Origin of the sequence: Citrobacter sp. UYEF32, assembly GCF_040546205.1 — a bacterium.
GTDB lineage: Bacteria > Pseudomonadota > Gammaproteobacteria > Enterobacterales > Enterobacteriaceae > Phytobacter > Phytobacter diazotrophicus.
The window spans coordinates 16,992-41,779 of record NZ_JBEPNI010000001.1; the positions used below are offsets into that span (position 1 = coordinate 16,992).

Below are 24,788 nucleotides of genomic sequence, written 5' to 3' on the forward strand. Positions count from 1 at the left end.
AATTCCGTTATGCTTTTCAACGTTATTAACTCATCCACTGTTTGTAATGGGGAAAAACTGCTTTCGCGGAAACTACCGGAAGGAGTTTACTGTACAAGTTAAAGAGGAAAGTGCCCTCTTGCTATGCTTACACTATTTTACAAATGGTAGATTCTGATTGTAAACCTACCTTTGTTAGTAATGGAAACGGCAAAGTTATTTTCAGCAGCAATTTAAGTTTGGGATGGGAACAATGGTTGCTGTATTAAATTAAGGCCTCTGAAAAAATCAGGAAAATATCTTGTTTAATCGTGACATTGCTGAGTAAGCGCAGGGATAATTCATGCGATAAACTATATTAACTCCAATAAAAACAACAAGTAATAAATCCCCCTTGATCAACGGCGCCTACTCGTGTGCAATAGGATAATTCGTAATTTGCATTATTATTTTTCATATCAATAAGGATAAGGAGACTCTGCCTTTATGTTCCCACCCATTATTTGTGTGGTTTTGCCCGCATTATCGGGCATAAAAAAGGAATTCGAAATGGAATATGCTATCCCGCCTTGCTGCCTGCTTACTTAGCTTCTACGCTGTAACCCCTGCATTTTCAAAAAAAGGAAATAACACCATGAGGAGCTCACAATGAAGTTAAAGAATATATCTAACCTGTCAGCCGCAATATTCTTTACCGTAACGCTGGGTTGTACAGTTAATTTGGCATCAGCCGCCGAAGTGCAGACGACGGAACAAAAGGCCGCTACGACTGAAACAATCTCTCTTCTGGATGGAAAGCAGGAATTCCAATTACAGGGCTATGAGGTTCAGCCTGTTCCTGGCGGTGCGCCTGGGAAAATGTATGTCAATAAACAGGCTAAACGTGTGCTCATTATTGGCGAAGAAGACATCCCGTTGGCGGCCCGTGCTGCCAGTGAGGATGATTTTCTCACGGGCCTGAAATCCATAAAAGATCAGCAGAAGCAATCCTCTCCCTCTTATAAGGTTGTCAGTGAAAAAACGGAGAACGTGAAGGGATTGAAGGTTTATCACATTGAGGCCACCAGCAATATGGACGGTACTGACGTGTTTCAGGCAACCTTAATTGCTGTCGCCAACAAAAAATTCACCATTATTCAGGTCATTTCGAACCAGAAAGATAAGCCGGGTCACATCGCAGCGGTAAACAATATTCTCGGCAAATGATTTGACAGGCGCGCCCGGGAAGGCCCGGGGGCGTCAGTTCCCCTCCCCCTCTTCCCGGAGGAACAAGGTAACCGAACGTGCACACTCGCAGGCTTTAGCGCATCACCTCGACATCCCCCAACTTTATCACTCACACTTAATCCAAAGACGTAGTCTGCGCGGGCATTGTGCTTTACACTGCGCGCTGCAAAAATTGAGTAGATAAACGATTAATCAGGCGGTAATGGCGATGAACGGAACAATCACAACGTGGTTTAAAGATAAAGGTTTTGGATTTATCAAAGATGAAAACGGCGAAAACCGGTACTTTCATGTGATTAAGGTCGCCAACCCTGATCTTATCAAGAAAGATGCCGCAGTGACCTTCGAACCGACCACCAACAACAAAGGCTTGTCCGCGTATGCGGTCAAAGTTATCCCGGAAAGCAAGTACATTTATATTGCAGGTGAGCGCCTGAAACTCGCCTCGATCAAGTCTTTCGTGGTGTTCAGCGAAGAAGTGCCAGTTGAAACCGGGATCGATAAAGAAAATGCGGTGCTGTCGGTGGGGCTTCTGATGAACAACATCAAGCCGAAATCCGCGCAGAAACCAGGCGAAATGCGCTCGGTAAAAAAACTGGCGATCACCACCTTCCAGGGCACGACATTAATCTTCTCGGAAGATGAAATTGACGTTGAAGCCACGGTAAAAATGCTCAAAGTCTGACATCATCAGGCTGACCCTGTGCCGACCTTGTGCGCGGTCCATTCGCCGCCTGTTGGCACGATTTTCTGCCCTCCTGGATGTTGCCGTATTAATCCGGCAATTTTCCCTCGGGCAGTAAAATAAGACTGCTATTATCTAAACCACATCGGCAGCATCAACTGGCTCAGACCTTAGGGAAAGACTTATGAACAACGAAATACCGCTTAAATTTTATGACATCGTGGATGAGTATTCGTCGGAAAGCGAGAAGCCGGTGAGCGAGTCAGAGCGCGATCCCCTGGCACACTATTTCCAGTTGCTGATCACCCGCTTAATGAATAACGAAGAGATCAGCGAAGAAGCGCAGCAAGAGATGGCCCGCGAAGCCGGTATCAGTGAAAAGCGTATCGATGACGTCGCGAATTTCCTCAATCAATGGGGCAACGAGTAACGCCCCATCAGTCTGTATCGGGAAGGCGGCAGCCTGTGGTGACTGTCCCCCTTCTCGCTTAGCGCCTGCCTGGCGCACTCATGCCAGGCGGATATGACCTCACAGCGTCAACGTCCCTTCCATCGTGATCACACTGCTGCCGCCCACCCGCACAACCGGTGTGCCCTGCGAGGCGTCATACTCTGCCAACAGCAGGCTGGCACGCCCCATATCCACACCCTGCCTTACGCGCAAAGAGAGCGTCGTCTTAGCATTAAGCGACGCCAGCAGCGCCGTCACTGCAGCCGTCGCACTGCCTGTCGCCGGGTCTTCGGTCATCCGCGGCGTAAACATCCGCGCCTGCAAATCACAGTCCTCTTCCTGTGTTGTGTCCAGGGTATAGGCATAAATGGAGACTGCGCCGTCCAGTGGCAGAACAGCCCGGAAACCTTGTAAATTTGGTACGCAGCGGCGTAGCGCGTCGCGGGAGGCGAGCGCCACAATCAGAAATGGCAGCCCCACCGAGGCCACCAGCGGCTGATGCACAGCCGTGCTGATGCAGTCTGCCTCCAGCGACAGACAGGCGGCGACCTGCTCCGGGCGCACTTCAGAACGGCAGGATAACGGCTCCGGCACCCGTAGTTCGGCCCCGCTCACCACGCCGTTGTTTTTGAGCAGACGAACGGGTACCAGACCCGCCGCTTCTTCAAACTGCAATATCTCAGGCAGTGTCTCGCCGTTCGCCGCCGCGTAGCTTGCCAGCACAAAGGCAGTGCCGACATTGGGATGCCCGGCGAAAGGAATTTCCCGCGTGGGGGTAAAAATGCGCACATGCGCCGTGTTTGCCCTGTCGGCGGGCGGCAGTACAAACGTCGTTTCGCTGTAGCCGAACTCGGCGGCAATCTGTTGCATTTGCCCGGTGCTCATCCCCTGTGCATCTAAAACGACGGCGACGGGGTTGCCAACAAACGGGGTATCCGTAAAAACATCTGCGATGACATAACGTCTTTTCATTCTCTGCCCTGAATTCAATGAGGTACTTAACCACGAGTATCACAATTTAGCGGTCAGCACACCTGCCAGTTTCATTAGCATAAAAAATATCATGTATAGTAGACTCAATCGCTGCCTCTTTTTAAAAAAGGAATCAGATATGAAAAACGAGACGAGAAAACCCTTAATCCGTATTTACCATGGTCTGCACTGAAAATGAGCATTTCTCAATTATAAAATATTTCAGGGGATCGCATGCATACATTAGTGAGTTCATCTGTTTCTTTTTTTGAATCTTACATTCAAAAACTACCCCGCTGTAATCATACAAGACGGCAATATTTCTTACTTTTTCTGACCGGTATTATCTGTTTGACAGGCGGTGCGACATGGAGCACGGCATATCTATTTGCTGGCAAACCGTATATCTCCGCATTATGTTTATCTGTTATTCTTGTTGGGTTTTATGCCATTAAGATGGCATTAAGTGGGATCACACAGAAAAACACGCTTATATTTTCTCACATGATATTGATTGTATGCATTTTGATCCCTTTGACAGATTATCCGCTTGACGCCATACCCCGCTCATCCCACTCTTACCTGTTGGTATACGCAGTTGGCGGGGCTTTATTTCTCAGGCATGAGCGGTTCTATGTAAAAACAGTGATGCCCTTTATTGCCTTTGCATTCTATTTGATCTACGCGGTGTCAGATATCTCCTTCACCAGCGAGTTACTTCATCCTCCCGAACACATCATGACCACAGGTGTTTTCATAAACTATTTTACTTCTGTTGCGCTTATTTTTGGGATATTAATCATCTTCCGGGGTGATTACACTAACGAGAAGTATCTCACCTATGCGTTATCGAAAGCGATAAAAACAAACCAACTTTCTGTCTACTATCAGCCACAAATCAATCGCCAGGGAAAAGTGGTTTCAGCAGAAGCCTTACTGCGCTGGAAACATCCCGTCAGAGGGTTTATACCACCAGATTATTTCATCCCGATTGCTGAGGCATCCGGATTAATTTTACCAATCGGCTATTGGATTTTAGAGCGCGTGAGCAATGATATCCACGCGATAAAAGATAAGATAAAAGACATTACTGTTTCTGTAAACATAAGCCCCATACAGTTGATGGATGCTGAATTCCCCGACACATTAGGCAGCATTCTCAATAAAAACAAGCTTAGCTTCAAAAGTATTAAATTTGAAATCACAGAAGGTGCTTTTATTTATGATAAGAAGTACATATTAAATGTCATGAATGATATCGCCCGCAAAGGCGCGTTATGGTCACTTGACGACTTAGGCTCTGGTTACTCTTCATTAAATATCTTAAATGAAATGCCATTCAGTGAAGTAAAAATCGATAAGCATTTATTAAAAGGTATTGACCATAGTTTAAAAAATAGAGTGATTATAGAAAAAATCATCGAGATTGCAAACGATGTTGGTATGAACATCGTCGTCGAGGGTATTGAAACACAAACCATGGCTGACACCGTTTTTAAAATGGGGTGCGATCTGCAACAAGGCTACCTTTATGCAAAGCCGATGCCTTTAGATGAGTTCTTATTATTTTGTGAGCAAAGTAATACACACGTTGCCAGCGATAATCCGGATGTCGCTGATGTTTATTTTCCACCACATCTGGCTGATAATAATGATCAGGCGTGACAGATAATGGCGGCGGTAGCCGCTTCGCCTGACAGAAGCGTTTTATAAGGTAATTTCAGAAAAGAGAGGGAAAAGCACGAAACGCAGGCCAATGCGCTATCAGATCGACTGCGATTAGTGAAGAATCGCTTATGTCCATTGCGTCATCTTTTTATCTGCTGGAACCATACCATCACTTAATCATGATCGCCTCTTTTTAAATTCCCTTAGCAATTCGGCGGTTAAAAGCCAACTTCCTCCTTTTCAATACAGATTGCGAATAATAGCACAAATCGTTCAATAAATTTGTTGCATTAAATTTATGCAACATTCCATCGATCAATCGAATTAACTCCAATAGACATAAACTATCAATAATTTAATTTTTTTAGTTTTTAACGATCAATAGCTAAGCATAATCAGCTTTATGCCGATGTGTATTAAATGCCCTCTGCAGGAGCAGAGAGGCATAACTTCAAATTTAACAAGGAAAGAATAATGAAAAAAGTTAAGACCAACAGTCAAACACAAGGTTTAAGTATCAAAAATAAAATATTACTGGCGTTTAGTGTGATATTGCTTTTGATGGTTTTTATTTCAGCAAACTCTCTATTCAGGCTTAATGAAGCTAAAGATAAAATATCCAAGATCGTAACGGAAGACTATCCGACGACTGCCCTTGGCAATAATGTCATAAGAGAGGTCAATAACGCGACAACGTTATTACTTAACGCAATTATAGAGAAAGAACCAGAGAGAAAAGATCAGCTTTTGCAGGCATTGAATGCTAAAAGTAAAGACGTAACGGCGTTATATGAACAGCTAAAGGAAAAAGCAGACGATGAACCCTCACAATTATTATTAAATAAGATATCTGAATTTCGCTCAGCTTACATTCAGTCACGCGCTTTAGTGATAAAAAATCTTAAAACCGATCCTGAGGCCGCCGTCAGTGAGTACACCACTCACACCCGCGCTTATGAAAGTCAGTATCAGGGGAAAATAATGGAATTTATCGATTTGCAACGTAATGAAATGCAGACATCCTATACGGGTTTTCTCGGTGACTATGCCGTGAGCAAGGCGACCATGATCGTTGTTTCACTGATCTGTTTGGCCCTTGGTATCATCATGGCTATTCTGATTTCACGTGCTATTGTCCGCCCTATCAATCATGCTGTAAGCGCAGCAACCCGTATTGCAGAGGGCGATCTGGGTACCGATATTGTCATCACCTCTAAAGATGAAACGGGAATTCTGACAGGGGCTATTGCCCATATGCAGCAAGAATTACGAAAAATCGTGACGGAAATTCGCAGTGGTGCGGAAAATATCGCGACGGGTGCCTCTCAAATCATGGCTGGCACGCGGGATTTGTCAGCGCGAACGGAGGAACAAGCCAGCTCTGTAGAACAAACCGCCGCGTCAATGGAGCAAATTTCCGTAACGGTGAAAAATACCGGCAGTAATACGGCGAATGCTTCCCTCCTTTCAGAAAATGCCAGCATCACGGCCAAAGATAATGAAAAGTTAATGTCATCTCTCACCCACGAGATCCACAATATCACTAATTCAGCGGACAAAATGTCTGACATTATTAGTCTGATCGACTCTATTGCTTTCCAGACCAATATTCTGGCACTTAACGCAGCGGTCGAAGCCGCCCGCGCAGGTGAACACGGAAAAGGATTTGCGGTCGTTGCCCAGGAAGTTCGCGTTCTCGCGCAAAAAACCGCAAATTCATCAAAAGATATTCGTTCTCTGATTGAAAATTCCATGCAGCAAAGTTCCCGCGGCCTGGATATGGTGCGCCAGGTGAGCGGCAAAATGGATGGTCTGGTGCAAAACGTCGATAGCGTCTCAAATATACTTAAAGAGATCGAACAGGCGAGCCTGGAACAAAGCGAAGGGGTGCACCAAATTAATATCGCCATCGGTCAGATTGATACCACGACCCAGCAAAATGCGGCCCTGGTTGAAGAGTCTGTGGCAGCATCAGAAATGCTTAATGAACAGGCCAGAGTGCTTAAAGATCTGGTCAGTGTATTTAAAATGGCCTGAATGCCCGTATAACATCTGTTATTTATAGTTAATGACCAGACAATCCGGTAATACATTAACATGGTTACCGGATTGTCTTATTTATCGCGAAGGAAACGTGACAGTTGAGCCAGCGCACTGTCAGACGACATCGCGACCTCAGCCCCTTGCTTGCCACTCTTTTTTAAGCAGCGCATAGACAAACGTAGAGTCGTACCGTTCTTCGCCCTGTTCATCTGTGAACGAGACAAACTCCTTAAAGCAGCCTTCCTGTCGCATATGCAGACGGGCACAGAGTTTTTGCGACGGCAGATTATAGTCTTCCACATAGGCATACAGGCGTCGGGCCTCTTTATGTGTAAACAGATAAGTAAACAGCGCGCTCACCGACGCGGTGGCAAATCCCTGCCCTTCATACTGCGGGTTGAAGTGCCAGCCTACACTCCATGTATGCGGATCGGGCTCGCCGCTGTTATCGGCAAAAAGATGTCCCACAAGCGCGTCACTTTCTTTAAGACAGACGGCGAACTGGCTCTCATCGCTGGCGCGTTTGGCCACCTCTTCTTCGGCTTCTGCCAGGGAACGCATTTTCTCATCATAAAAACAGGGCACACGCGGCGATGCCATATACGCAAAAAACGCCGCCGCGTCTTTACGGTGAAAACGCCGAATAATAAGCCCTGGCTTGGTCGTTAAAATCATTTCACTCCCCTGTTCATTATTTTCCCTTTCGCGCCGACTCAATAAGATTGTCGCTCTTCGCGGGTTCCATAAAAAAAGCGGCGCAGAGTCCAGATAAACAGCGCCAGTAACGCAATTGCCCCCAGCACCGCAAAGGCCACGCTGTAGGAGTATTTTGCCGCAATGGTACCCGCAAGGCCCGGACTGAATGCCGCACCAGCCCCCTGCAACAGCATGACAAAGCTCTGCCCGGCGTTGGTATGGCCGCTGCCTTCCAGCAACTTGACGATGTAGCCCGGAACCGCCACACCCAGAAGGCCTGCCGCCACGCCATCCATAATCTGCACCGGTATCATAAAGAGCGGGTCGGCTGAGGTGCAGGCCAGCGCCGCACGCAGCGGCAGCACTATTAATGCCGCCGCAATCAGTAGCGGGTAGCCATATTTTTCCGCTCTGGCCGCCGCGAATAAGGCTACGGGGATCATCACCAGTTGTGAAATGACAACCGTCGCCGCCGCATACACACCCGCGCTTATCTCCCCGCCCGGCGCCGATGCCACGCGCATACTGAGCATCGGCAACAGCGCGGCGTTAGCCAGATGAAAAAGCAGCAGCGTGACCCCGAGGGTGATGACCGCAGGGTGCGTGATAATAACGGACAATTTGGGAAGCGCCGCAGGATCCGCGCTGCCGCTTAATCCACGAGCGACGCGGTTATCTATATCCTCATGGCGAATAGCAAACACCGCCATCGTGGCGCAAATCGCCATACCGGTCATCAAAATGAACACGGCATCTGTGCCAAAGTAGAAGACCAGCACACCCGCCAGTATTGCGGCGCTCATATTTCCGCCGTGGTTAAACGCCTCGTTTCTGCCCATTTGATGGTTAAAGCCGGATGAGCCGGTTAACCCAAGCGTGATGCCAGTCAGCAAAGGGGCAATAAAAGCCGCAGACACGCCCGTGACGAGCTGAGAAAAGCCGACGATATAGAGTGTCGGGAATACCCAGAGCAGCAGCGTCGCGGCGGTGATAAGCAGACCGCAGGTAATAAGAATTGCCCGCTTATGCCGTGACGCATCAGCAACCAGCCCGGAGGGCATCGTGGCAAGCAGCCCTGCCAGACCACCAAGCGTCATCATCCAGCCAATGCTGTCGGTTTGCCAGTGATGTTCAGTGAGGAAGATCCCTAAAAAAGGGCCAAGACCGTCCCTGACATCCGCCATGAAAAAATTCACTAAACACAGTGCCTGTAGCGATCGTAAAGACATGCAACCTCTTCTTACGTGGCAATCCAGCGATGGTCTCGCATTCACAGAACGGGAATATGTGCCGTTGTTTGCACGCGGCCCTTCACGCATTCCATTTTAAAATCAGCAGGTTAAAAACCTGCGTGTCGCGTAATACTCACAAGAAGAGAGAGTAGCGATTTTTCAAGTCAGTAGCATGATACATAAATGTAACAATTGATTCCGCTGGGCTTTTTATGTCAGCGTCTGGTTTAGGGCGCGTAACGTCGCGGGCGCGGGCGCACCTGTTACATCCGCGACAATTATCGTTATAATCACGCAAATTCTTTACCAGGTTAGAAACGACGATGACAAAACTCACCTTACAAGAGCAGATGCTGAAAGCAGGCTTAGTGACCAGCAAGAAGATGGCCAAAGTCCAGAGAACGGCCAAGAAATCACGCGTTCAGGCTCGTGAGGCAAGAGAGGCGGTAGAAGAGAATAAAAAAGCCCAGATCGAGCGCGATAAGCAACTGAGCGAGCAACAAAAGCAGGCGGCATTATCAAAAGAGTATAAAGCGCAGGTGAAGCAGCTTATTGAGATGAACCGGATTGTGATTGCCAAAGGCAATATCGATTTCAACTTCACCGACAATAACCTTATCAAAAAGGTCGTTGTGGATAAGGCAACGCAGACACAACTGATCAATGGCCGTCTCGCCATCGCGCGTCTGGTGACCAACAGCAACGGCGACAGCGAATACGCGATCATCCCCGCCGTCGTTGCGGATAAAATTGCCCAGCGCGATGAGAGTTACATTGTCTTAAACAGCGCGCTAAGCGAAGACGTGCAGGACGAAGACGATCCGTACGCCGATTTCAAAATTCCTGATGATTTGATGTGGTAATCCGCAACGTTTAGTACCGCTTTCCCACCGCACTTATGTAGCGCGCCGGGCATCCTCCCGGCGCCTCATCCGGATCTTTCCTGTTCAGAACGGGCTGGCGTGGCAGGCGTTTATCGGCGCTGCGCTGACCGGATGCACAAAATGCAGTTCGCTGGCGTGCAACATCAGTCGTGGTGTTCGCGCCGTGCCCGGTAGCGTCAGGCCACCATATAGATCGCAGCCCAGAATCGGATGACCCAGGTGCTGGCAGTGAATGCGCAACTGATGGGTGCGCCCGGTCTCCGGGATGAGTGCAACCCGCGTCAGAGGCAGTAACGCCCCGTCTTCCCCTTGCTGATAAAAACGTTCCACGACCCGATAGCGGGAGCGTGCCGGTTTGCCGTGTGCAGCGCAAATCGACATCAGCGGAAAGAGCGCCGGATCTTTGCCGATCGGTGCGTCGATCACTCCGTCGTCATCGGCCAGATGCCCACACAGCAACGCGGTGTAGACCTTGCTTACCGTGCGCTGGCAGAACTGGTGGCAAATCGCGGCATTTATCGCTTTGTTGCGTGCCACCACCATCAACCCGGAGGTGCCGAAATCCAGGCGGTGGACCAGGGTACAGCCGGGGAATATGTTAACCAGCCGGTGATGCACCGAGTCGAGGTTTTGCGGGTTTTTCCCGGAGAGGCTGAGCAGCCCGGCGGGTTTATTGATGAGCACCAGATGTTCGTCCTGCCAGAGGATCTCTATCTCGTCATGGCACGGCGGGGCAATAAAGGTATCGATAATCTCAGACATCAGGCTGCCCGGCAAAAAAGTGAGAGCGGATGATAGCGAATTCTCCGCCGCCTGGCGAATTCGGGCTTTACTGCACCTGTTCGCGCCACAGGGCGATCTCTTCATCAAGCCAGGCGATGAAAAGCGAGATTTCCCGCGCTTTCTCTGCCTGTGGAGAGGTCACCAGCCAGTAGTGCCAGGGATACGGCGCTGTGAACGCCGTTATCTGTACCAGCTCACCCCGCGCGATAGCGTCCCGGACCAGAGAACGGCGTTCCAGCGCAATACCACGTCCCAGCCGCACGGCTTCAAGGACCAGGTTCGAATCGTTGATGCGCAATCCCGCGGGCACAATCTCTTTTTCCAGCCCGGCATTCAGACACCAGCTTTTCCACGACTCCGTCGAAAAGATAATGGCACTCTTCGCCACCTCTTGCGGTGTGGCGGGTAAGTTGCCCTTGTTGTAGCCAGGTGCCGCAACGACAATCAGCTCATCAGAAAAAAGAAAGCGGCTCTCCATGCCTTCCCAGTCGCCCTGCCCCATACGGATAGCAATATCGATGCCCTCCTGTTGCAGGCTGGTGACCGTCAGGCTGGCCTGCAAACGTAATGAAATCAGGGGATATTTTTCGCGAAAGCGCATCAGGCGCGGCAGCAACCAGTGATTGCCAAAAGACGGCACCGTCGCCAGCGTCAGTTCCATCGTGCGCGGCTTTACCTGTACCAGCCGGGTGGCCTCCGAGATGTGGTTCAACGCCTCGCGTATCTGTAGCGCATAGAGCCGCCCCTCTTCGTTAATCTGCACCCCGCGCCCGTGACGGATAAACAGTTTTACGCCAACCAGCGCCTCAAGGATTTTGATTTGCTGGCTGATGGCGGAATGGGTCACGTTCATCTCTTTTGCTGCCAGCGTCACGCTACCCAGGCGTGCAACCGCCTCAAAGCTTCGCAGGCTGGCGATAGGGGGGAAATCCGACATAGTGCTTTCCTCAAACACAGGGGCCACCAGGTTAACGTTACTACCCAACTGGCGTTATTACAGCGGCCACTGATAACCCAGCATGGTGTTATGCCCGTTAATTTTAACGCCGTCTACAGGCTGAGCGATAACCGCGCAAGATGTTAGAAACACTAACACATAAGGTTAGAAACCCGTGATATTCGCCCACGACGATTTACGGTAAGGTCTCTCTGTTTTCGTTACCGGGGCAGGTGTCGCGGTCAATCACTTAATGGCTATTGCTATGTAGGGGCAGGAGTTACGATGAAACTCATTGGCATGATGGACTCGCCTTACGTCAGGCGTGTTGCGGTATCCCTGGAGCTCTATGGCATCGAATTTGAAAGTATGCCGCTGTCAGTTTTTCGCTCATTTGAGGCGTTCGCCCACATTAACCCGGTCGTCAAAGCGCCAACACTGCTGCTGGATAACGGCGTGCAGTTAATGGACTCATCTCTTATTTTGCATTATTTCGAGGCCCAGGCAGGCGCAGACCAGAAATTACTCCCTGCGGAGCCTGGCGCGCTGGCACAGGATCTTCGTCTGCTGGGGGTGGCGCTTGCCGCCTGTGAAAAAGCGGTGCAAAACATTTACGAGCACAATCTCAGACCGGAAGAAAAGCAGCATCAGCCGTGGGTCGCGCGCGTGACCCAGCAATTGTTAGCCGCCTGCCGGGAGTGGGACACGCTGCTGGCAGGCCGCGCTGCCGCCCGGCGCCCCGATCAAGTTACCGTCACCAGCACGGTGGTGTGGACCTTTATTCAATCGATGATCCCGAATATGGTGCTGGCCGACGAGTTTAAAAACATTGCATCACTTGCCCGTTCCTGTGAGGCGTTACCCGCCTTTAAAAAATATCCCTTATGCTAAAACGGGGCGGGTGAATGACATGATTCATTAACCCGCATCCGCCCGTTAAAACGCAGTGATTTTTCTTCGTTTTTTTATGCCGTTATCTATACTCCAGATACCCTGCTCTTATCCGTTAAGGTTTCTTGTGTTAGCAACTATCCTCATCGCGCTTGTCGCCGCGATCCATGTCTACATTCTGGTTCTCGAAATGTTTTTGTGGGATACCAAAACCGGCCGCAAGGCGTTTAACCTGAGCGCCGATTTTGCCCGCGACACCCGCGTGCTGGCCGCCAATCAGGGGCTGTATAACGGCTTTTTAGCCGCCGGTTTACTGTGGGGGTTATGGCTGGGCGATGCCGGGTTTCAGGTCAAGCTTTTCTTCCTGGCATGCGTGTTGATCGCCGGGGTGTTTGGCGCGGCAACCGCCAGCAAGAAAATCCTCTATGTTCAGGCGCTACCGGCGCTTATCGCGATGGTAGCGCTATTGATGCAATAAATGACGAACGAGGGCGGAGATTAATCGTTCCGGGTCTTCTTGTGTTCCAGGTTTCGCGTTTCAAGAAAGCGGACAATCACGACGAAAAAGACGGGAACAAAGAAAACAGCGAGTAACGTTGCACTGATCATCCCGCCAAACACCCCTGTCCCAATGGCATGTTGCGTGCTATCACTTGCCCCTTTGGCAAGCATCAGGGGCACCACGCCCAGTGTGAACGCTAAAGAGGTCATGAGTATCGGGCGCAAACGCTGTCCGGAAGCGATGAGGGTCGCTTCGATGACGTTTTTGCCCTGGTGCATTAATTGTCTCGCAAATTCAATGATCAGAATGGCGTTCTTGGCGGAGAGCCCAATCAGGGTTATCAGACCGACTTTAAAAAAGACGTCGTTCGTCATCTGTGCGACGATGACCGCCAGCACGGCGCCGAGCAGCCCCAGCGGAACAACCAGCATAACCGCGAAGGGAACAGACCAGCTTTCATAAAGCGCGGCAAGCACCATAAATACCACTAGCATCGACAGTACAATGAGCCCCGGAAGCTGCGATGCAGAGGCCTTTTCCTGTAATGAACTGCCTGCCCACTCGCCCGCAAAACCCGACGGTAAGTTTTTTGCAAGTTCCTCCATTGCCGCCATTGCGGTGCCTGTAGATTCACCAGAGGATGCACTTCCGGTAATTCGAATGGCAGGATAACCCTGGTAGCGATTCAATTGCTGCGGCGCGACATGCCAGGCAAGCGTCACAAACGTGGACACTGGCAGCATCTCCCCCTGGCGGTTTTTAACCGATAAATGCAATAGCTGTTCAGGCTGCATACGGAACGGCGCATCAGCCTGAACAATGACCTGCTGAACCCGCCCATTATTGATGTAATCATTGACATAGTTTGACCCCGTTGCGACAGAAAGGGTTTGATTGATTTCATCAAACGAGACCCCCATGGCTTCGGCTTTTTCCCTGTCAATGTTAAGGGCAAGTGTTGATCCCTCCGGCAGGCCATCAATATAGACATCGCTCAAATACGGGTTCTTATTAGCGCGCTGGACGAGATCATCCGCTGCCTTTTTTAGCGCCTGATATCCCTTCCCTCCCCGGTCTTGCACATAATAAGTGAACCCGGATGAGGTCCCCATATCAGAAATAGCCGGAGGAAGCAGACTCATGGTTACCGCGTCGGACACACTCTCCATTCTTGATTGGATATGGTCAGCTTCATCCTGTGCGCTTGTTCCTTCACGGTGTTTCCAGTCCTTGAGTGTGGTGAAAGCCATCGCCGAGTTCTGACCAGAGCCCGAAAAACCAAAGCCGAGGATCATGATGTTGCTTTCAATCGCCGGTTGGCTGGCGATTTCCTCTTCAAATTTTTGAACCACCTTGAGCGTACGCTGCATCGTCGCGTCTGAGGGAAGCTGGATTGACGACATAAAGTAGCCTTGATCTTCATCCGGTAAAAACGACGACGGCAATGAAGAGAGCCCCAAAAAAAGCGCCATGCACAGCGCGGCATAGAGCACCATCATCCGTCCGGTCCGTTTCAGAGCAAATCCGAGGCCGGATGCGTAAAACGCAGTAAGCACATGAAACCGACCGTTGAACCACGCGGAAAACGCGCGGCCTTTGCGGGAGGCATGATGATGGGGCTTTAATATCGTTGCGCAGAGTGCTGGCGTGAGCGTCAGGGCCAGAAAGGCGGACAGTAAAATAGACACTGCCATAGAGATACAGAACTGCCGATAAATAATTCCGACAGACCCTCCGGCAAACGCCATCGGGATAAATACCGCCGTAAGCACCAGGGTAATACCAATGATTGCGGGCGTGATTTCATGCATAGCTTGCCGCGTAGCTTCCTTCGGGGAGAGCCCCTTTTCTTCCATCAGGCGTTCGACGTTCTCGACCACGACAATGGCGTCATCAACGATAATGCCGATAGCCAGCACCATACCAAACATGGTCAGAATGTTGATGGAATAACCGCTTAATAGCATCACCGTAAAGGTGCCCAGCAGCGCCACGGGTGCCACGATGGCAGGAATCAGCGTACAGCGGATTTTATGCAGGAAAAGCAGCATAACGAGGAAGACCAGAACCATCGCTTCAACGAATGTCTCCACCACCTTCATTATGGAAAGTTTAACGAAAGGTGCCGTATCAAAAGGAACCGTAAATTCCATTCCCTCAGGCAGTACACCTGACAGCTCAGCCAGCCGCGCACGGACACCGGACGCCGTGTTGATAGCATTTGCACCGGGCGAAAGCTGGATAGCGGCCGCCGTTGCGGGTACACCGTTTTCACGTATACCAAAGGTATAGCTTTGTAACCCGGATTCAACGCGGGCAATATCGGCCAGTGTCAGACGCGCTCCGGAGACCGCCGATTTAAGGGTGATATTACGAAACGCCTCAACCGAGGTAAGTTGCCCTCTGACGGTGATCGGATAGGTAACGGTCTGACCCGTGACCGCAGGCTCGTCTCCCGTTCTGCCAGGTGAAACAATCACGTTTTGCTGACTCACGGCGGTGAGTACGTCCGTAACAGAGAGCCCGTAACTGTGTAATTTCATGGGATCAAGCCAGATTCGCAGCGCTTTTTCACCGCCAAAGAGCTGGACTTTCCCCACGCCCGGCACACGTCGCAGTTCATCGGTCAAATTTCTGGCGAAATAGTCGCTTAAATCCGCTTCCTGATATTCGCCGGTGGGGGATTTTAAACCCACCATCATCAGAAACCCGGAATTAGCGGCCTCAACGTTAATACCATTTTGCCGCACAGCCTGCGGTAAACGCGGCTCCACAATCTTTATCTGGTTTTGCAGGTCCATCTGGGCGAGTTTAATGTCTGTACCTGGCCTGAACGTTACGGTGATCGAAGCCATGCCGGTGGTATCACTGGACGATTCAAAATAGAGTAAGTTATCCACCCCTGAGATCTCGCGTTCAATAAGCGAAACGACAGAGGTGTTCATGACATCCGGGCTGGCGCCGGGATAACTGAGCGAGATGATAATACCAGGCGGTGCGACCGCCGGATATTGCGCGACGGGCAGTCGGGGGATGGACAATATGCCGGTCAGCACAATGAACAGCGCGACCACCCAGGCCAAAATGGGTCTTTCAATAAAAAAATGCGGCATCAGAAATAATTCCAGTCAACTGACATAACGTTCATAAAAAAATAAAACGGCTCACTAGCCTGCTCCAGGCTACCCGGCGCAAAGTCATCTGCGAAAAATGAATGCCAATGATAAGAAGTTGATATTGACCACGTATGGCAGGTTTATGGAAAGAGTGTGGAGCCAGACATTGTTCTACTTTTATCTCTCACTCCATTATTTCATTGTGAAAAAAGTCCAAATCATCCGCATCAATAAGTACACTGGCGTACCGAAGAAAAAGATGCTCAAAAAACACCCATAATAAAATATAAAATCATCCAGACCCGGCATGATATTGAGAAGTAAATTGAACACCAGAATAGTATAAATAAAGACAACAATGACATAGAACGTTATGACGGCTAGCTCCTTTAATGCCCCCGGTTTCTTCTGGATGATAAAAAAGAAAAAAGCGATAACGACACACGCAAACGCAAGGGGCAATGAGATGACCGCTACATCCGTTTTTTCTTCAATAGCGTGCGCGACAAACAACCACGGAAAGAGTAATATGCATGACACCAGAAAAAATAAAAAAGAGTCCCAAATTACCTTTTGAAAAATACGTTCAATGTCTTTCATACTGTTTTCCCTGACACAATCTGGCACGCATAAATTACGCATAAAGCGCTGGCTTTAGACGTTATAAATCTTGAAATGAATAGCAATCGGCGTCTGGCCGGGTTTCTCCAGATGAAAATGATTGCATCAGATTGTTGATTGTTTATTTCGGGATTGTGTAGCCAGTATGGAGAGGCCCTCACATGCTCTAGATCTTTCGGAAAAAGACATGAAAATGAAACTTTTTCGAACCGTGGTTGTCAGATTGTTCTTAGCAGGGAGTAATATCAGACATGCAAACTTTACGCATATTGTATTCAATAACCTTTAAACAATTACGACATAAGATCTTTTAAGATAGAGTAATTTCTATCATCGGTACTGATGGAAGATAAAATGAACAACGATAACCTGATCATTGTCGCTGAAGACGACGATGAAATTGCCGACATACTAATAAGCTATTTGCAACGCGCGGGTATGAAAACCTTCCGGGCCAGGGATGGTGAGCAGGCAATTAATTTTACTCGCCTGCACAAACCAGACCTCATCTTACTTGATATCCATCTGCCTGTTTATGACGGATGGAATGTTCTTACAACCTTGCGCAAAGAGAGTAACGTACCGGTTATCATGGTGACGGCACTTGATCAGGATATCGATAAACTGATGGGGCTGCGGCTCGGGGCTGACGATTATGTGATAAAACCGTTTAACCCTTCGGAGGTTATTGCACGGGTTGAAGCTGTACTACGCAGAACCAAAGTAAACACAGAGGTTGCAAATACAAGGCCGATAAGAACGCCTTGCCTGACCATTTATCCTGATGATTTTTATGTTGAGATAACCGTCACGGATGAGGTCGTCACGCCGGTGTTGACGACGACGGAATTTAAACTTCTCACCTATCTGGCGCGAAATCCGCGTAAGGTATGCTCACGCGAAGAGTTACTTGATGCCTGCCTGCCAGAAGGTGATTCACTGGACAGAACCGTGGACAGCCACATGAGTAAGCTGCGCAAAAAGCTTGAGAATGCGGGGCTCAAAGGGATCCCGGAGAGTATCAGAGGGCTGGGTTACCGCCTGGGTGAGAATAAATGAAAAAAGACCCTATTCTTAGTCGTCAAATATTGACCTATATGCTGTCGCTCACCTTCATCATTATTGCTATCGCCATCCTGGGCTCTTATTTATTTTATAGTTTCTTAATTTACTATCTGCCGGGGGGTGCCCTGACAGGAAATGAAGATGAGATGACCCTGGTGGACTGGCTGTGGATCATGATTGCTTCGCTGACCAGTCTGGTCGTTTCTCTCTTCTTTACGGTGAAACTCTCTTCAAGAATTTTGACGCCGCTAAATGCGGTAGCGTATAGCCTGAAACAGATTTCACAGGGCAATCTTGACGCAAGGGCAACCTGTACGAGCTCTCAGTTGGGAGAGATGAATAATCTGGTCAATGATTTCAACGAAATGGCAGAAAAACTGCAGACACTGGATATTCAACGCAACTTATGGAATTCGGCCATCGCTCATGAACTTAGAACCCCGGTGACTATTCTGCGAGGACGGCTGCAAGGACTGGTTGACGGTGTGTTCGAGCCCGCGCCCGTACTGTTCCAAAACCTGCTTAAGCAAACCGAAGGCCTGGCGCATTTAATCGAAGATCTGCGGGTTGTTAGTTCTTACGGCGGAGCCGGATATACGCTAACCCTCAGTGAGACCGATCTTGAGGTAACGATTAGCAGTGTGCTGGATAACTTTTCGCCGGAATTTCAGCGCGAAGAGTTTACTATCGCAACCGAACTTGAGCACCAGCGCTGTTTCTGTGACCCTATGCGCATTATGCAATGCCTGACCGTGCTTTTTGATAATGCCTTAAAATACTCATCATCACGATCGCTACGGGTAAAAAATGGCATTGTCGGGAAAGAGAACGTCATCCTCGTTGAAGACAGCGGCCCTGGCATTCCTGAGGAACTCCACAGTCTCTTATTTCAGCCTTTTCAACGTGGAGAATATGCAAGAAAGAGTCACCCTGAGGGGTGTGGCTTAGGATTATCGGTGGTCAGAGCGATCATGCTCGCCCACGGCGGGAATGCAACTTACACCCTGACACCAGAAAATCACTCAATTTTTACACTGTCGTGGCCGGTGAGCCAGGACCAAAAATAACCGCGCAGGCTCAATTGAGCCTGTTTTTACACAGCGTCAGATCCCACATCTCCCCTAATTTTACGTTCCAGCTTGCAGGTGTGATCTTTAGCTTCCCGCGCCTGGGGCTTAATGTTATTTCACTAAAATAGATTTCATCCCCTTGCAGCATCAAATCGACACGACCATAGTCAATCTCTCCTGCCAGTTCCTGAGCCGCAATAATAGCGTTATAGAATAATGTTGGCTCCTCAACGACATCAGGTGTGTTTGGGTATTCCATCTGGAAAGGTTGTAGCTTCCATGATCTGTCATAAACATTAATGTACTCATTGCCGTTTTCATCGGTAAAATCGGCTTCAACAAAACAAGCCACACCATGAAAGCAGTGTATTCTTAACATTTCAGGCGTCTGTTTTTTCACTGCCCCAGAAAAAATATCGATATACTCTTCGCAGAGAATAACCGGTGTTATAGATTTGTACTGCCATTCTCTGGTGGTGTAATACATGTTTTTATTGAGGGCTAGTTTTAATTTATTTAATGCTTTCGCAGGCTCAAATCTGCCTTTATCGGTACAAATTACCGCACTTCCACTGTCATGATTGCATTTTAACACAAAGCGTTCGGGTAACTGGCTAAAGTCAATATCTTCCACACTGTGATAGACGCCAATCAAGGGGATGGTTTTAACCCGTTTGGTTCTGGCATGGACATATTCTCTAACGGCGAGTTTATCCGCCAGTAATGTATAAAGAGGGTTGCGATCAAATACCAGGCGATGACAAATTTTCTCACTCAATGTCACCGGCTTCATCAGGTTTGACGGGCGTTCGGAAAGTTTGTTGAGCGCGGCTGTATGAAAGTAAAGATCCGTAGTAACAAACACCCTGCTTTTTCGGATTAAATATTCAGCGTATTTGAGAATGTAATTAAGTTTATTCATGGTTCCTCCTGGGCACAGTCGATATTGTGTCGGAGGATGATTGATTTATATTGTTCAGTTAATGGAGAGAGTATGGAGCACGCGGGGATAAATCATACTTGTCTATTTAAATGCCAAAACCTGCGGGTTTTCTGAGGTCAAACGCAATGCCTTACAACAGCGACCACCGCAGCGCAGTGGTCGCCATGACATTATAAAGATTTACCCTCTTGCGCCTTATTTTCGGCCGCTTCAACGTCACGATACCAGCGCGGGTGATGCTTCTTCGCCCAGCGGCGGCTGACTTTGCCTTCAATCATGCCTTTAATCGAGCCTTTCACCCAGAACGCCATATACATATGGATCAGAATGGCGTGAATCAGCACAATCGCGGCCGTCGCGTGGATTAATAAACTCCAGCGCACAAAGGTGATGGAGAAATAATGGGCAAAATAGGGTCGCCAGATAATAACGCCGGTGATCAGCAGCACAAAAATCAGGCTCATGATGCTCCAGAACATCATCTTCTGCCCGGCGTTATATTTCCCGACATCCGCCACTTTATGCTCGTTACCTTTCAGTACCTCAATAATCCCTTTAAGCCACGGGATATCCTGCTTATCAGGAATGTTGTGATGCACAAAACGGACAAACATAAACATCAGCAGAACGAAAATCAGTACGCCGAAGAAGGGATGCAAAATGCGCCCTACCTGCGGCGTCCCGAAGGTTTCGGTTAACCATTGCAGGGTGGGGAAAAAGAGCGCGATGCCGGAAAGTGACACCAGAAAGAAACTGATCACCACCGTCCAGTGACAGGCGCGGTCAATAAACTTTGTGCGCAGGATCATTTTGCTTTTACTCATGTCCCTTCTCCTCTTCGTCGTCATCCGTCTCTTTGTTCGGCCCTATTCCCACATAGTGGTAAATCAGCCCGGCAAAGGTGGCGATAAACCCGGCAGCGGAGAGCGGCTTGAGAACGCCTTTCCATAAATTGACCGGTGTGGAAATCTGCGGGTCGTTTGGCAGGTTGTGATACAGCGCAGGCTGGTCCGCATGATGCAGAACATACATCACGTGCGTGCCACCCACGCCTTGCGGGTTATAGACGCCCGCGTGGTCGTATCCGCGCTTTTTAAGCTGCTCCACGCGGCTTTCGGCCACGTTCAGCATCTCTTGTTTGGTGCCAAACTGAATCGCCCCGGTCGGGCACGTTTTCACGCACGCCGGTTCCTGGCCGACGCTGACCCGGTCAACGCAAAGTGTGCATTTATAGACACGGTTATCGTCCGGGTTCAGCCGTGGGATGTTAAACGGACAGCCAGCAATGCAGTAGCCGCAGCCAATACAGTGCTCGGACTGAAAATCCACAATCCCGTTGGCGTACTGAACGATCGCCCCGGCAGACGGGCAGGCCTTAAGACAGCCAGGATCCGCGCAGTGCATACAGCCATCTTTGCGAATAAGCCATTCCAGTTTGTCGTTCTGCGTGGTTTCGCTAAAACGCATTACCGTCCAGGACTTCGCGCTCAGGTCGGTTGGGTTGTCATACACGCCGTTGCAGTAGCCCACCTCGTCGCGAATATCGTTCCATTCAGAACAGGCGACCTGGCAGCCTTTACAACCAATACAGACGCTGACATCGATAAGTTTTGCCACTTCCGCGCGGAAGTCCCGCGCCTGAGGCGGCGGCGTCAGCCCGTTGGTTGCGGAGCGCTTGATAACATCTTGTGATTGCATAGCCATAGGTTCCCTCCTTTACACGCGCTCAATGTTAACCAAAAACGCCTTGTACTCCGGCGTTTGCGAGTTGGCATCACCGACCGATGGCGTCAGCGTGTTGGCAAGGAAGCCTTTGCGCGTTGCCCCTTCAAAACCCCAGTGACAGGGTATGCCGATCGTATCCACTGGCTTACCGTCTATGGTCAGCGTCTGCAGACGTTTCGTCACCACCGCTTTCGCTTTGATAAAGCCGCGTTTCGAACTCACTTTCACCGTATCGCCTGCCGCAATGCCTTTTTTCTGTGCCAGCGCTTCACCAATTTCGATGAACTGATCGGGCTGAGCGATGGCGTTGAGACGCGCGTGTTTGGTCCAGTGGCGGAACAGTTCGGTAATGGAATAGGTGGTCGCGACATACGGGAAGGCGTCCGCTTTGCCCATATTGGCGATATCATCATGGAAAATACGCGCCACCGGGCTGGAAACCACCGCCGGATGCAGCGGGTTAGTACCAATCGGCGACTCAATCGGTTCGTAATGTTCCGGGAACGGCCCGTCGTTCATTTTGTCCAGGGAGAACAGGCGCGCCACCCCTTCCGGGTTCATGATAAACGGCCCGACATGACTGCCCGGTGCGGCCTGGCTGTAATCCGCCACGTCCATCCCGCTCCACTTTTTGCCATCCCAGTGCAGCAATGCACGTTTGGCGTCCCACGGTTTCCCTGCCGGGTCGGCAGAGGCGCGGTTATAGAGGATACGGCGGTTCGCCGGCCACGACCACGCCCAGCCCGGCGTACAGCCAAGGCCATACGGATCGCTATTATCGCGGTTGGCCATCTGGTTGCCCTGCTCTGTCCAGCACCCGCAATACACCCAACAAAAGCTGCTGGTGGTGCCGTCATCACGAAGCTGGGCAAAGCTGCTGAGCTGCTGGCCTTTTTTGGCAATCAGTTGCCCCTTGTCGTCATAAAGATCGGCCAGCGCCATTCCGTTCGCTTCACGGGCAATCTCTTCCGGATGCGGATCGTACGGGTCTTTATAATTCCAGTTGATGTTCATCAGCGGTGCCGGGTTTGCCCCCCCTTCCTGCTGATAAAGCTCACGCAGGCGCATAAACAAACGCCCGAGGATCTTGCCGTCGTGCAACGCTTCGCCTGGTGGCTCCGCCGCCGCCCAGTGCCACTGTAGCCAGCGCCCGGAGTTGGCAATCGAACCATTTTCTTCGGCAAAACAGGATGACGGCAGACGGAAGATTTCCGTTTGGATATCCGCAGGATTGACGTCATTCATCTCCCCGTGGTGCTGCCAGAAATTCGACGATTCCGTTACCAGCGGGTCAATCACTACCATGTATTTCAGCTTTGAGAGCGCGCGGGAGGATTTGTTTTTATCCGGAAACGCCGCCAGCGGGTTAAAGCCCTGCACGATGTAACCGTTAATCTTCCCTTCCAGCATCAGCTCGGCCTGGGTCATCACGTCATAGAGGCGATCCCACTTCGGCAGCCAGTCATAACCCCAGTTATTCTCTGCCGTCGCATGCTCGCCCCAGAAACTTTTCATCATGCTGATAAAGAATTTCGGTGTGTTTTGCCAGTAGTTCACTTCGTTCACCCCCAGCGCAGGCGGGGTGATTTGCGAAATATAGGTCTGATAATCCGGCTGTTTTTCCGACGGCAGCGGCATGTAGCCGGGAAGATTGGTCGACAGCAGGCCAAGGTCGGTATAACCCTGAATGTTGGAGTGGCCGCGTAGCGCGTTGACGCCGCCGCCCGCCATACCGATATTCCCGAGCAGCAGTTGTAGCATGGCTGCGGCGCGGATGATTTGCGCCCCGGCGCTGTGGTGTGTCCAGCCCAGCGCATAGAGGATGGTCGCGGTGCGATCCGGCACGCTGGTGCTGGCAAGGATCTCGCAAATGCGGTTGAAATCGGCCAGTGAGGTGCCGCACAGGCGGTTGACCATTTCCGGCGTGTAGCGTTCGACGTGTTTTTTCAGCAGGTTCCAGACGCAGCGCGGATGGCTTAACGTCTCGTCACGCAGCGCGTTGCCCTTTTCATCCAACTGATAGAACCAGCTCGATTTATCGTACTGGCGTTTTTTCGCGTCATAGCCGCTGAACACCCCATCTTCAAACTGATAGTCGTCGCGGATAAGCAGGCTGGCGTTGGTGTAATGGCGCACGTAGTCGTGTTGAATACGATCGTTTTCCAGCAGATAACGGATGACGCCCAACAGGAACGCGGTGTCCGATCCCGCACGGATGGGCGCATAGAGATCGGCCACGGCGGCACTGCGGTTAAAGCGCGGATCGACCACCACCACGGTGGCGTCATTTTTCGTTTGTGCTTCAACGACCCACTTAAAGCCCACCGGGTGAGCCTCAGCGGCGTTGCCGCCCATGATCAGCACCACGTTGGCATTTTTAATATCCACCCAGTTGTTGGTCATCGCACCACGGCCAAAGGTGGGTGCCAGCGCAGAGACGGTCGGCCCGTGGCACAGACGCGCCTGGCAATCGATAGCGACCATCCCCAGGCTGCGGGTAAATTTGCCGTCGAGAATGCCGGTCTCATTACTGGCCGCCGAGGAGCAGAGCATGCCGGTGGTGGTCCAGCGGTTGACGGTCTGCCCCTGCGCATTTTTTTCGATAAAGTTCGCGTCACGGTCATCTTTCATTAACCGCGCAATGCGGTTAATGGCCTCATCCCAACTGATACGCACCCATTTATCCGAACCTGGCGCACGGTATTCAGGGTATTTCAGGCGCGTTTCACTGTGAATATAGTCCAGCACGCCTGCCCCTTTCGGACACAATGAACCCCGACTTACCGGGTGATCCGGATCGCCTTCAATATGGTAAATGCTTTCTTTAACGTTTTTGGCCGTATCGCCAAGGCTGTACATCAGCATGCCGCAACCGACTGAGCAGTAGGTACAGTTATTACGCGTCTCTTTTGCTTTTAAGAGTTTGTATTGACGTGTTTCCGCATGAACGGAAAAAGATGATAAAAATCCGAGAGATGCAACAGTGGTTCCTGCCATACCGCCCGCGCAGATTCGAAAGAACTGCCTCCGGCTGAGCTCCATGTATCCTCCAGCTTAAACTTAAGACATGAAAAGGGACGGAGATTATAGGGTCAATCGAAGCGGGAAACCATTACTCTTATGTGGTTATTGATACAGGTCAATTTTTTGATTGTATAGAAGAAAAGGGAAACTGATCGCAACGGGTTATTTGCGTGGTTAAACGCCTGTTTCGCCTTATCGCTTTTTAAAAAGATCGATGCAGGAAGCGGCTGTCCCCGGCAAAGAAACGCGTCGCCGGGTGGCATCAGCGACCTGC

At 50.1% G+C, this 24,788-nt stretch carries 21 protein-coding genes; 10 read left to right on the top strand and 11 right to left on the bottom strand.

Going from position 1 to position 24,788, the window contains the following annotated elements; all coding sequences use genetic code 11:
• Nucleotides 1-627: 627 nt before the first annotated feature.
• The 3 genes from ABIB59_RS00090 to ABIB59_RS00100 all read left to right on the top strand — a co-directional run bounded on the left by ABIB59_RS00090 (nucleotide 628) and on the right by ABIB59_RS00100 (nucleotide 2,321).
• Complete coding sequence (locus ABIB59_RS00090; protein ID WP_354033573.1) at nucleotides 628-1,185, top strand: DcrB/PsbP domain-containing protein; 558 nt, start codon at nucleotides 628-630, stop codon at nucleotides 1,183-1,185.
• Between the two features lie 223 nt (nucleotides 1,186-1,408).
• A complete protein-coding gene (locus ABIB59_RS00095) occupies nucleotides 1,409-1,891 on the top strand; it encodes a cold-shock protein (RefSeq protein WP_041851468.1) in 483 nt (160 codons plus the stop codon).
• Nucleotides 1,892-2,075: 184 nt separating this feature from the next.
• Nucleotides 2,076-2,321, top strand: a complete 246-nt coding sequence (locus ABIB59_RS00100; RefSeq protein ID WP_079498014.1) for a YmjA family protein — start codon at nucleotides 2,076-2,078, stop codon at nucleotides 2,319-2,321.
• Between the two features lie 99 nt (nucleotides 2,322-2,420).
• On the opposite strand, the gene ABIB59_RS00105 is transcribed toward ABIB59_RS00100, so the two are convergent.
• Nucleotides 2,421-3,314 (bottom strand): PhzF family phenazine biosynthesis protein, encoded by an 894-nt coding sequence (locus ABIB59_RS00105; RefSeq protein WP_079498016.1) that lies wholly within the window; start codon nucleotides 3,312-3,314, stop codon nucleotides 2,421-2,423.
• Nucleotides 3,315-3,548: 234 nt separating this feature from the next.
• Here ABIB59_RS00105 and ABIB59_RS00110 point away from each other — a divergent pair, with 234 nt between their 5' ends.
• Complete coding sequence (locus tag ABIB59_RS00110) at nucleotides 3,549-4,979, top strand: EAL domain-containing protein (RefSeq protein WP_354033576.1); 1,431 nt, start codon at nucleotides 3,549-3,551, stop codon at nucleotides 4,977-4,979.
• Between the two features lie 477 nt (nucleotides 4,980-5,456).
• On the top strand, nucleotides 5,457-7,019 hold the full coding sequence (locus tag ABIB59_RS00115; RefSeq protein WP_041851472.1) for a methyl-accepting chemotaxis protein: 1,563 nt from the start codon (nucleotides 5,457-5,459) through the stop codon (nucleotides 7,017-7,019).
• Nucleotides 7,020-7,157: 138 nt separating this feature from the next.
• Here ABIB59_RS00115 and ABIB59_RS00120 read toward each other — a convergent pair whose 3' ends face one another.
• Nucleotides 7,158-7,700, bottom strand: a complete 543-nt coding sequence (locus ABIB59_RS00120; protein WP_132439485.1) for a GNAT family N-acetyltransferase — start codon at nucleotides 7,698-7,700, stop codon at nucleotides 7,158-7,160.
• Between the two features lie 38 nt (nucleotides 7,701-7,738).
• The gene (locus ABIB59_RS00125) at nucleotides 7,739-8,950 is read right to left on the bottom strand and encodes an MFS transporter (protein ID WP_354033577.1); all 1,212 of its coding nucleotides are present in this window, start codon (nucleotides 8,948-8,950) and stop codon (nucleotides 7,739-7,741) included.
• Between the two features lie 326 nt (nucleotides 8,951-9,276).
• Between ABIB59_RS00125 and ABIB59_RS00130 the strand changes: the two genes are divergently transcribed.
• Complete coding sequence (locus tag ABIB59_RS00130; protein WP_071195286.1) at nucleotides 9,277-9,816, top strand: DUF2058 domain-containing protein; 540 nt, start codon at nucleotides 9,277-9,279, stop codon at nucleotides 9,814-9,816.
• 84 nt (nucleotides 9,817-9,900) lie between these two features.
• On the opposite strand, the gene ABIB59_RS00135 is transcribed toward ABIB59_RS00130, so the two are convergent.
• Nucleotides 9,901-10,599, bottom strand: a complete 699-nt coding sequence (locus ABIB59_RS00135) for an RluA family pseudouridine synthase (protein ID WP_354033578.1) — start codon at nucleotides 10,597-10,599, stop codon at nucleotides 9,901-9,903.
• Nucleotides 10,600-10,666: 67 nt separating this feature from the next.
• Nucleotides 10,667-11,557, bottom strand: a complete 891-nt coding sequence (locus ABIB59_RS00140; RefSeq protein WP_354033579.1) for a LysR substrate-binding domain-containing protein — start codon at nucleotides 11,555-11,557, stop codon at nucleotides 10,667-10,669.
• Between the two features lie 285 nt (nucleotides 11,558-11,842).
• On the opposite strand from ABIB59_RS00140, the gene ABIB59_RS00145 reads away from it, so the two are divergent.
• Nucleotides 11,843-12,448 carry a glutathione S-transferase family protein gene (locus tag ABIB59_RS00145; protein WP_107223133.1) on the top strand — a complete coding sequence of 202 codons (606 nt, stop codon included), beginning with the start codon at nucleotides 11,843-11,845 and terminating at the stop codon, nucleotides 12,446-12,448.
• A 127-nt stretch (nucleotides 12,449-12,575) separates the two neighbouring features.
• Complete coding sequence (locus ABIB59_RS00150; protein ID WP_041851479.1) at nucleotides 12,576-12,926, top strand: DUF1304 domain-containing protein; 351 nt, start codon at nucleotides 12,576-12,578, stop codon at nucleotides 12,924-12,926.
• 20 nt (nucleotides 12,927-12,946) lie between these two features.
• On the opposite strand, the gene ABIB59_RS00155 is transcribed toward ABIB59_RS00150, so the two are convergent.
• Both ABIB59_RS00155 and crrC read right to left on the bottom strand, forming a co-directional pair.
• A complete protein-coding gene (locus ABIB59_RS00155; protein ID WP_354033582.1) occupies nucleotides 12,947-16,063 on the bottom strand; it encodes a multidrug efflux RND transporter permease subunit in 3,117 nt (1,038 codons plus the stop codon).
• A 195-nt stretch (nucleotides 16,064-16,258) separates the two neighbouring features.
• On the bottom strand, nucleotides 16,259-16,666 hold the full coding sequence (crrC, locus tag ABIB59_RS00160) for a colistin resistant protein CrrC (protein WP_041851481.1): 408 nt from the start codon (nucleotides 16,664-16,666) through the stop codon (nucleotides 16,259-16,261).
• A 375-nt stretch (nucleotides 16,667-17,041) separates the two neighbouring features.
• Between crrC and ABIB59_RS00165 the strand changes: the two genes are divergently transcribed.
• Together ABIB59_RS00165 and ABIB59_RS00170 are read left to right on the top strand one after the other, a co-directional pair.
• Nucleotides 17,042-17,746: a response regulator gene (locus ABIB59_RS00165; protein ID WP_041851482.1), complete on the top strand. Its 705-nt coding sequence runs from the start codon at nucleotides 17,042-17,044 to the stop codon at nucleotides 17,744-17,746.
• Nucleotides 17,743-18,819 carry an ATP-binding protein gene (locus ABIB59_RS00170; RefSeq protein WP_354033585.1) on the top strand — a complete coding sequence of 359 codons (1,077 nt, stop codon included), beginning with the start codon at nucleotides 17,743-17,745 and terminating at the stop codon, nucleotides 18,817-18,819. Before ABIB59_RS00165 ends, ABIB59_RS00170 begins: the two co-directional genes overlap by 4 nt.
• A gap of 10 nt (nucleotides 18,820-18,829) precedes the next feature.
• On the opposite strand, the gene ABIB59_RS00175 is transcribed toward ABIB59_RS00170, so the two are convergent.
• The 4 genes from ABIB59_RS00175 to fdnG all read right to left on the bottom strand — a co-directional run bounded on the left by ABIB59_RS00175 (nucleotide 18,830) and on the right by fdnG (nucleotide 24,532).
• Complete coding sequence (locus tag ABIB59_RS00175) at nucleotides 18,830-19,744, bottom strand: ATP-grasp fold amidoligase family protein (RefSeq protein WP_354033587.1); 915 nt, start codon at nucleotides 19,742-19,744, stop codon at nucleotides 18,830-18,832.
• Nucleotides 19,745-19,935: 191 nt separating this feature from the next.
• Complete coding sequence (gene fdnI / locus ABIB59_RS00180) at nucleotides 19,936-20,589, bottom strand: formate dehydrogenase-N subunit gamma (RefSeq protein ID WP_041851485.1); 654 nt, start codon at nucleotides 20,587-20,589, stop codon at nucleotides 19,936-19,938.
• Complete coding sequence (fdxH, locus tag ABIB59_RS00185) at nucleotides 20,582-21,469, bottom strand: formate dehydrogenase subunit beta (protein ID WP_354033589.1); 888 nt, start codon at nucleotides 21,467-21,469, stop codon at nucleotides 20,582-20,584. The genes fdnI and fdxH overlap by 8 nt, the downstream gene beginning before the upstream one ends.
• A 12-nt stretch (nucleotides 21,470-21,481) precedes the next feature.
• Nucleotides 21,482-24,532: a formate dehydrogenase-N subunit alpha gene (gene fdnG / locus ABIB59_RS00190; protein ID WP_354033591.1), complete on the bottom strand. Its 3,051-nt coding sequence runs from the start codon at nucleotides 24,530-24,532 to the stop codon at nucleotides 21,482-21,484.
• Between the last annotated feature and the right edge of the window lie 256 nt (nucleotides 24,533-24,788).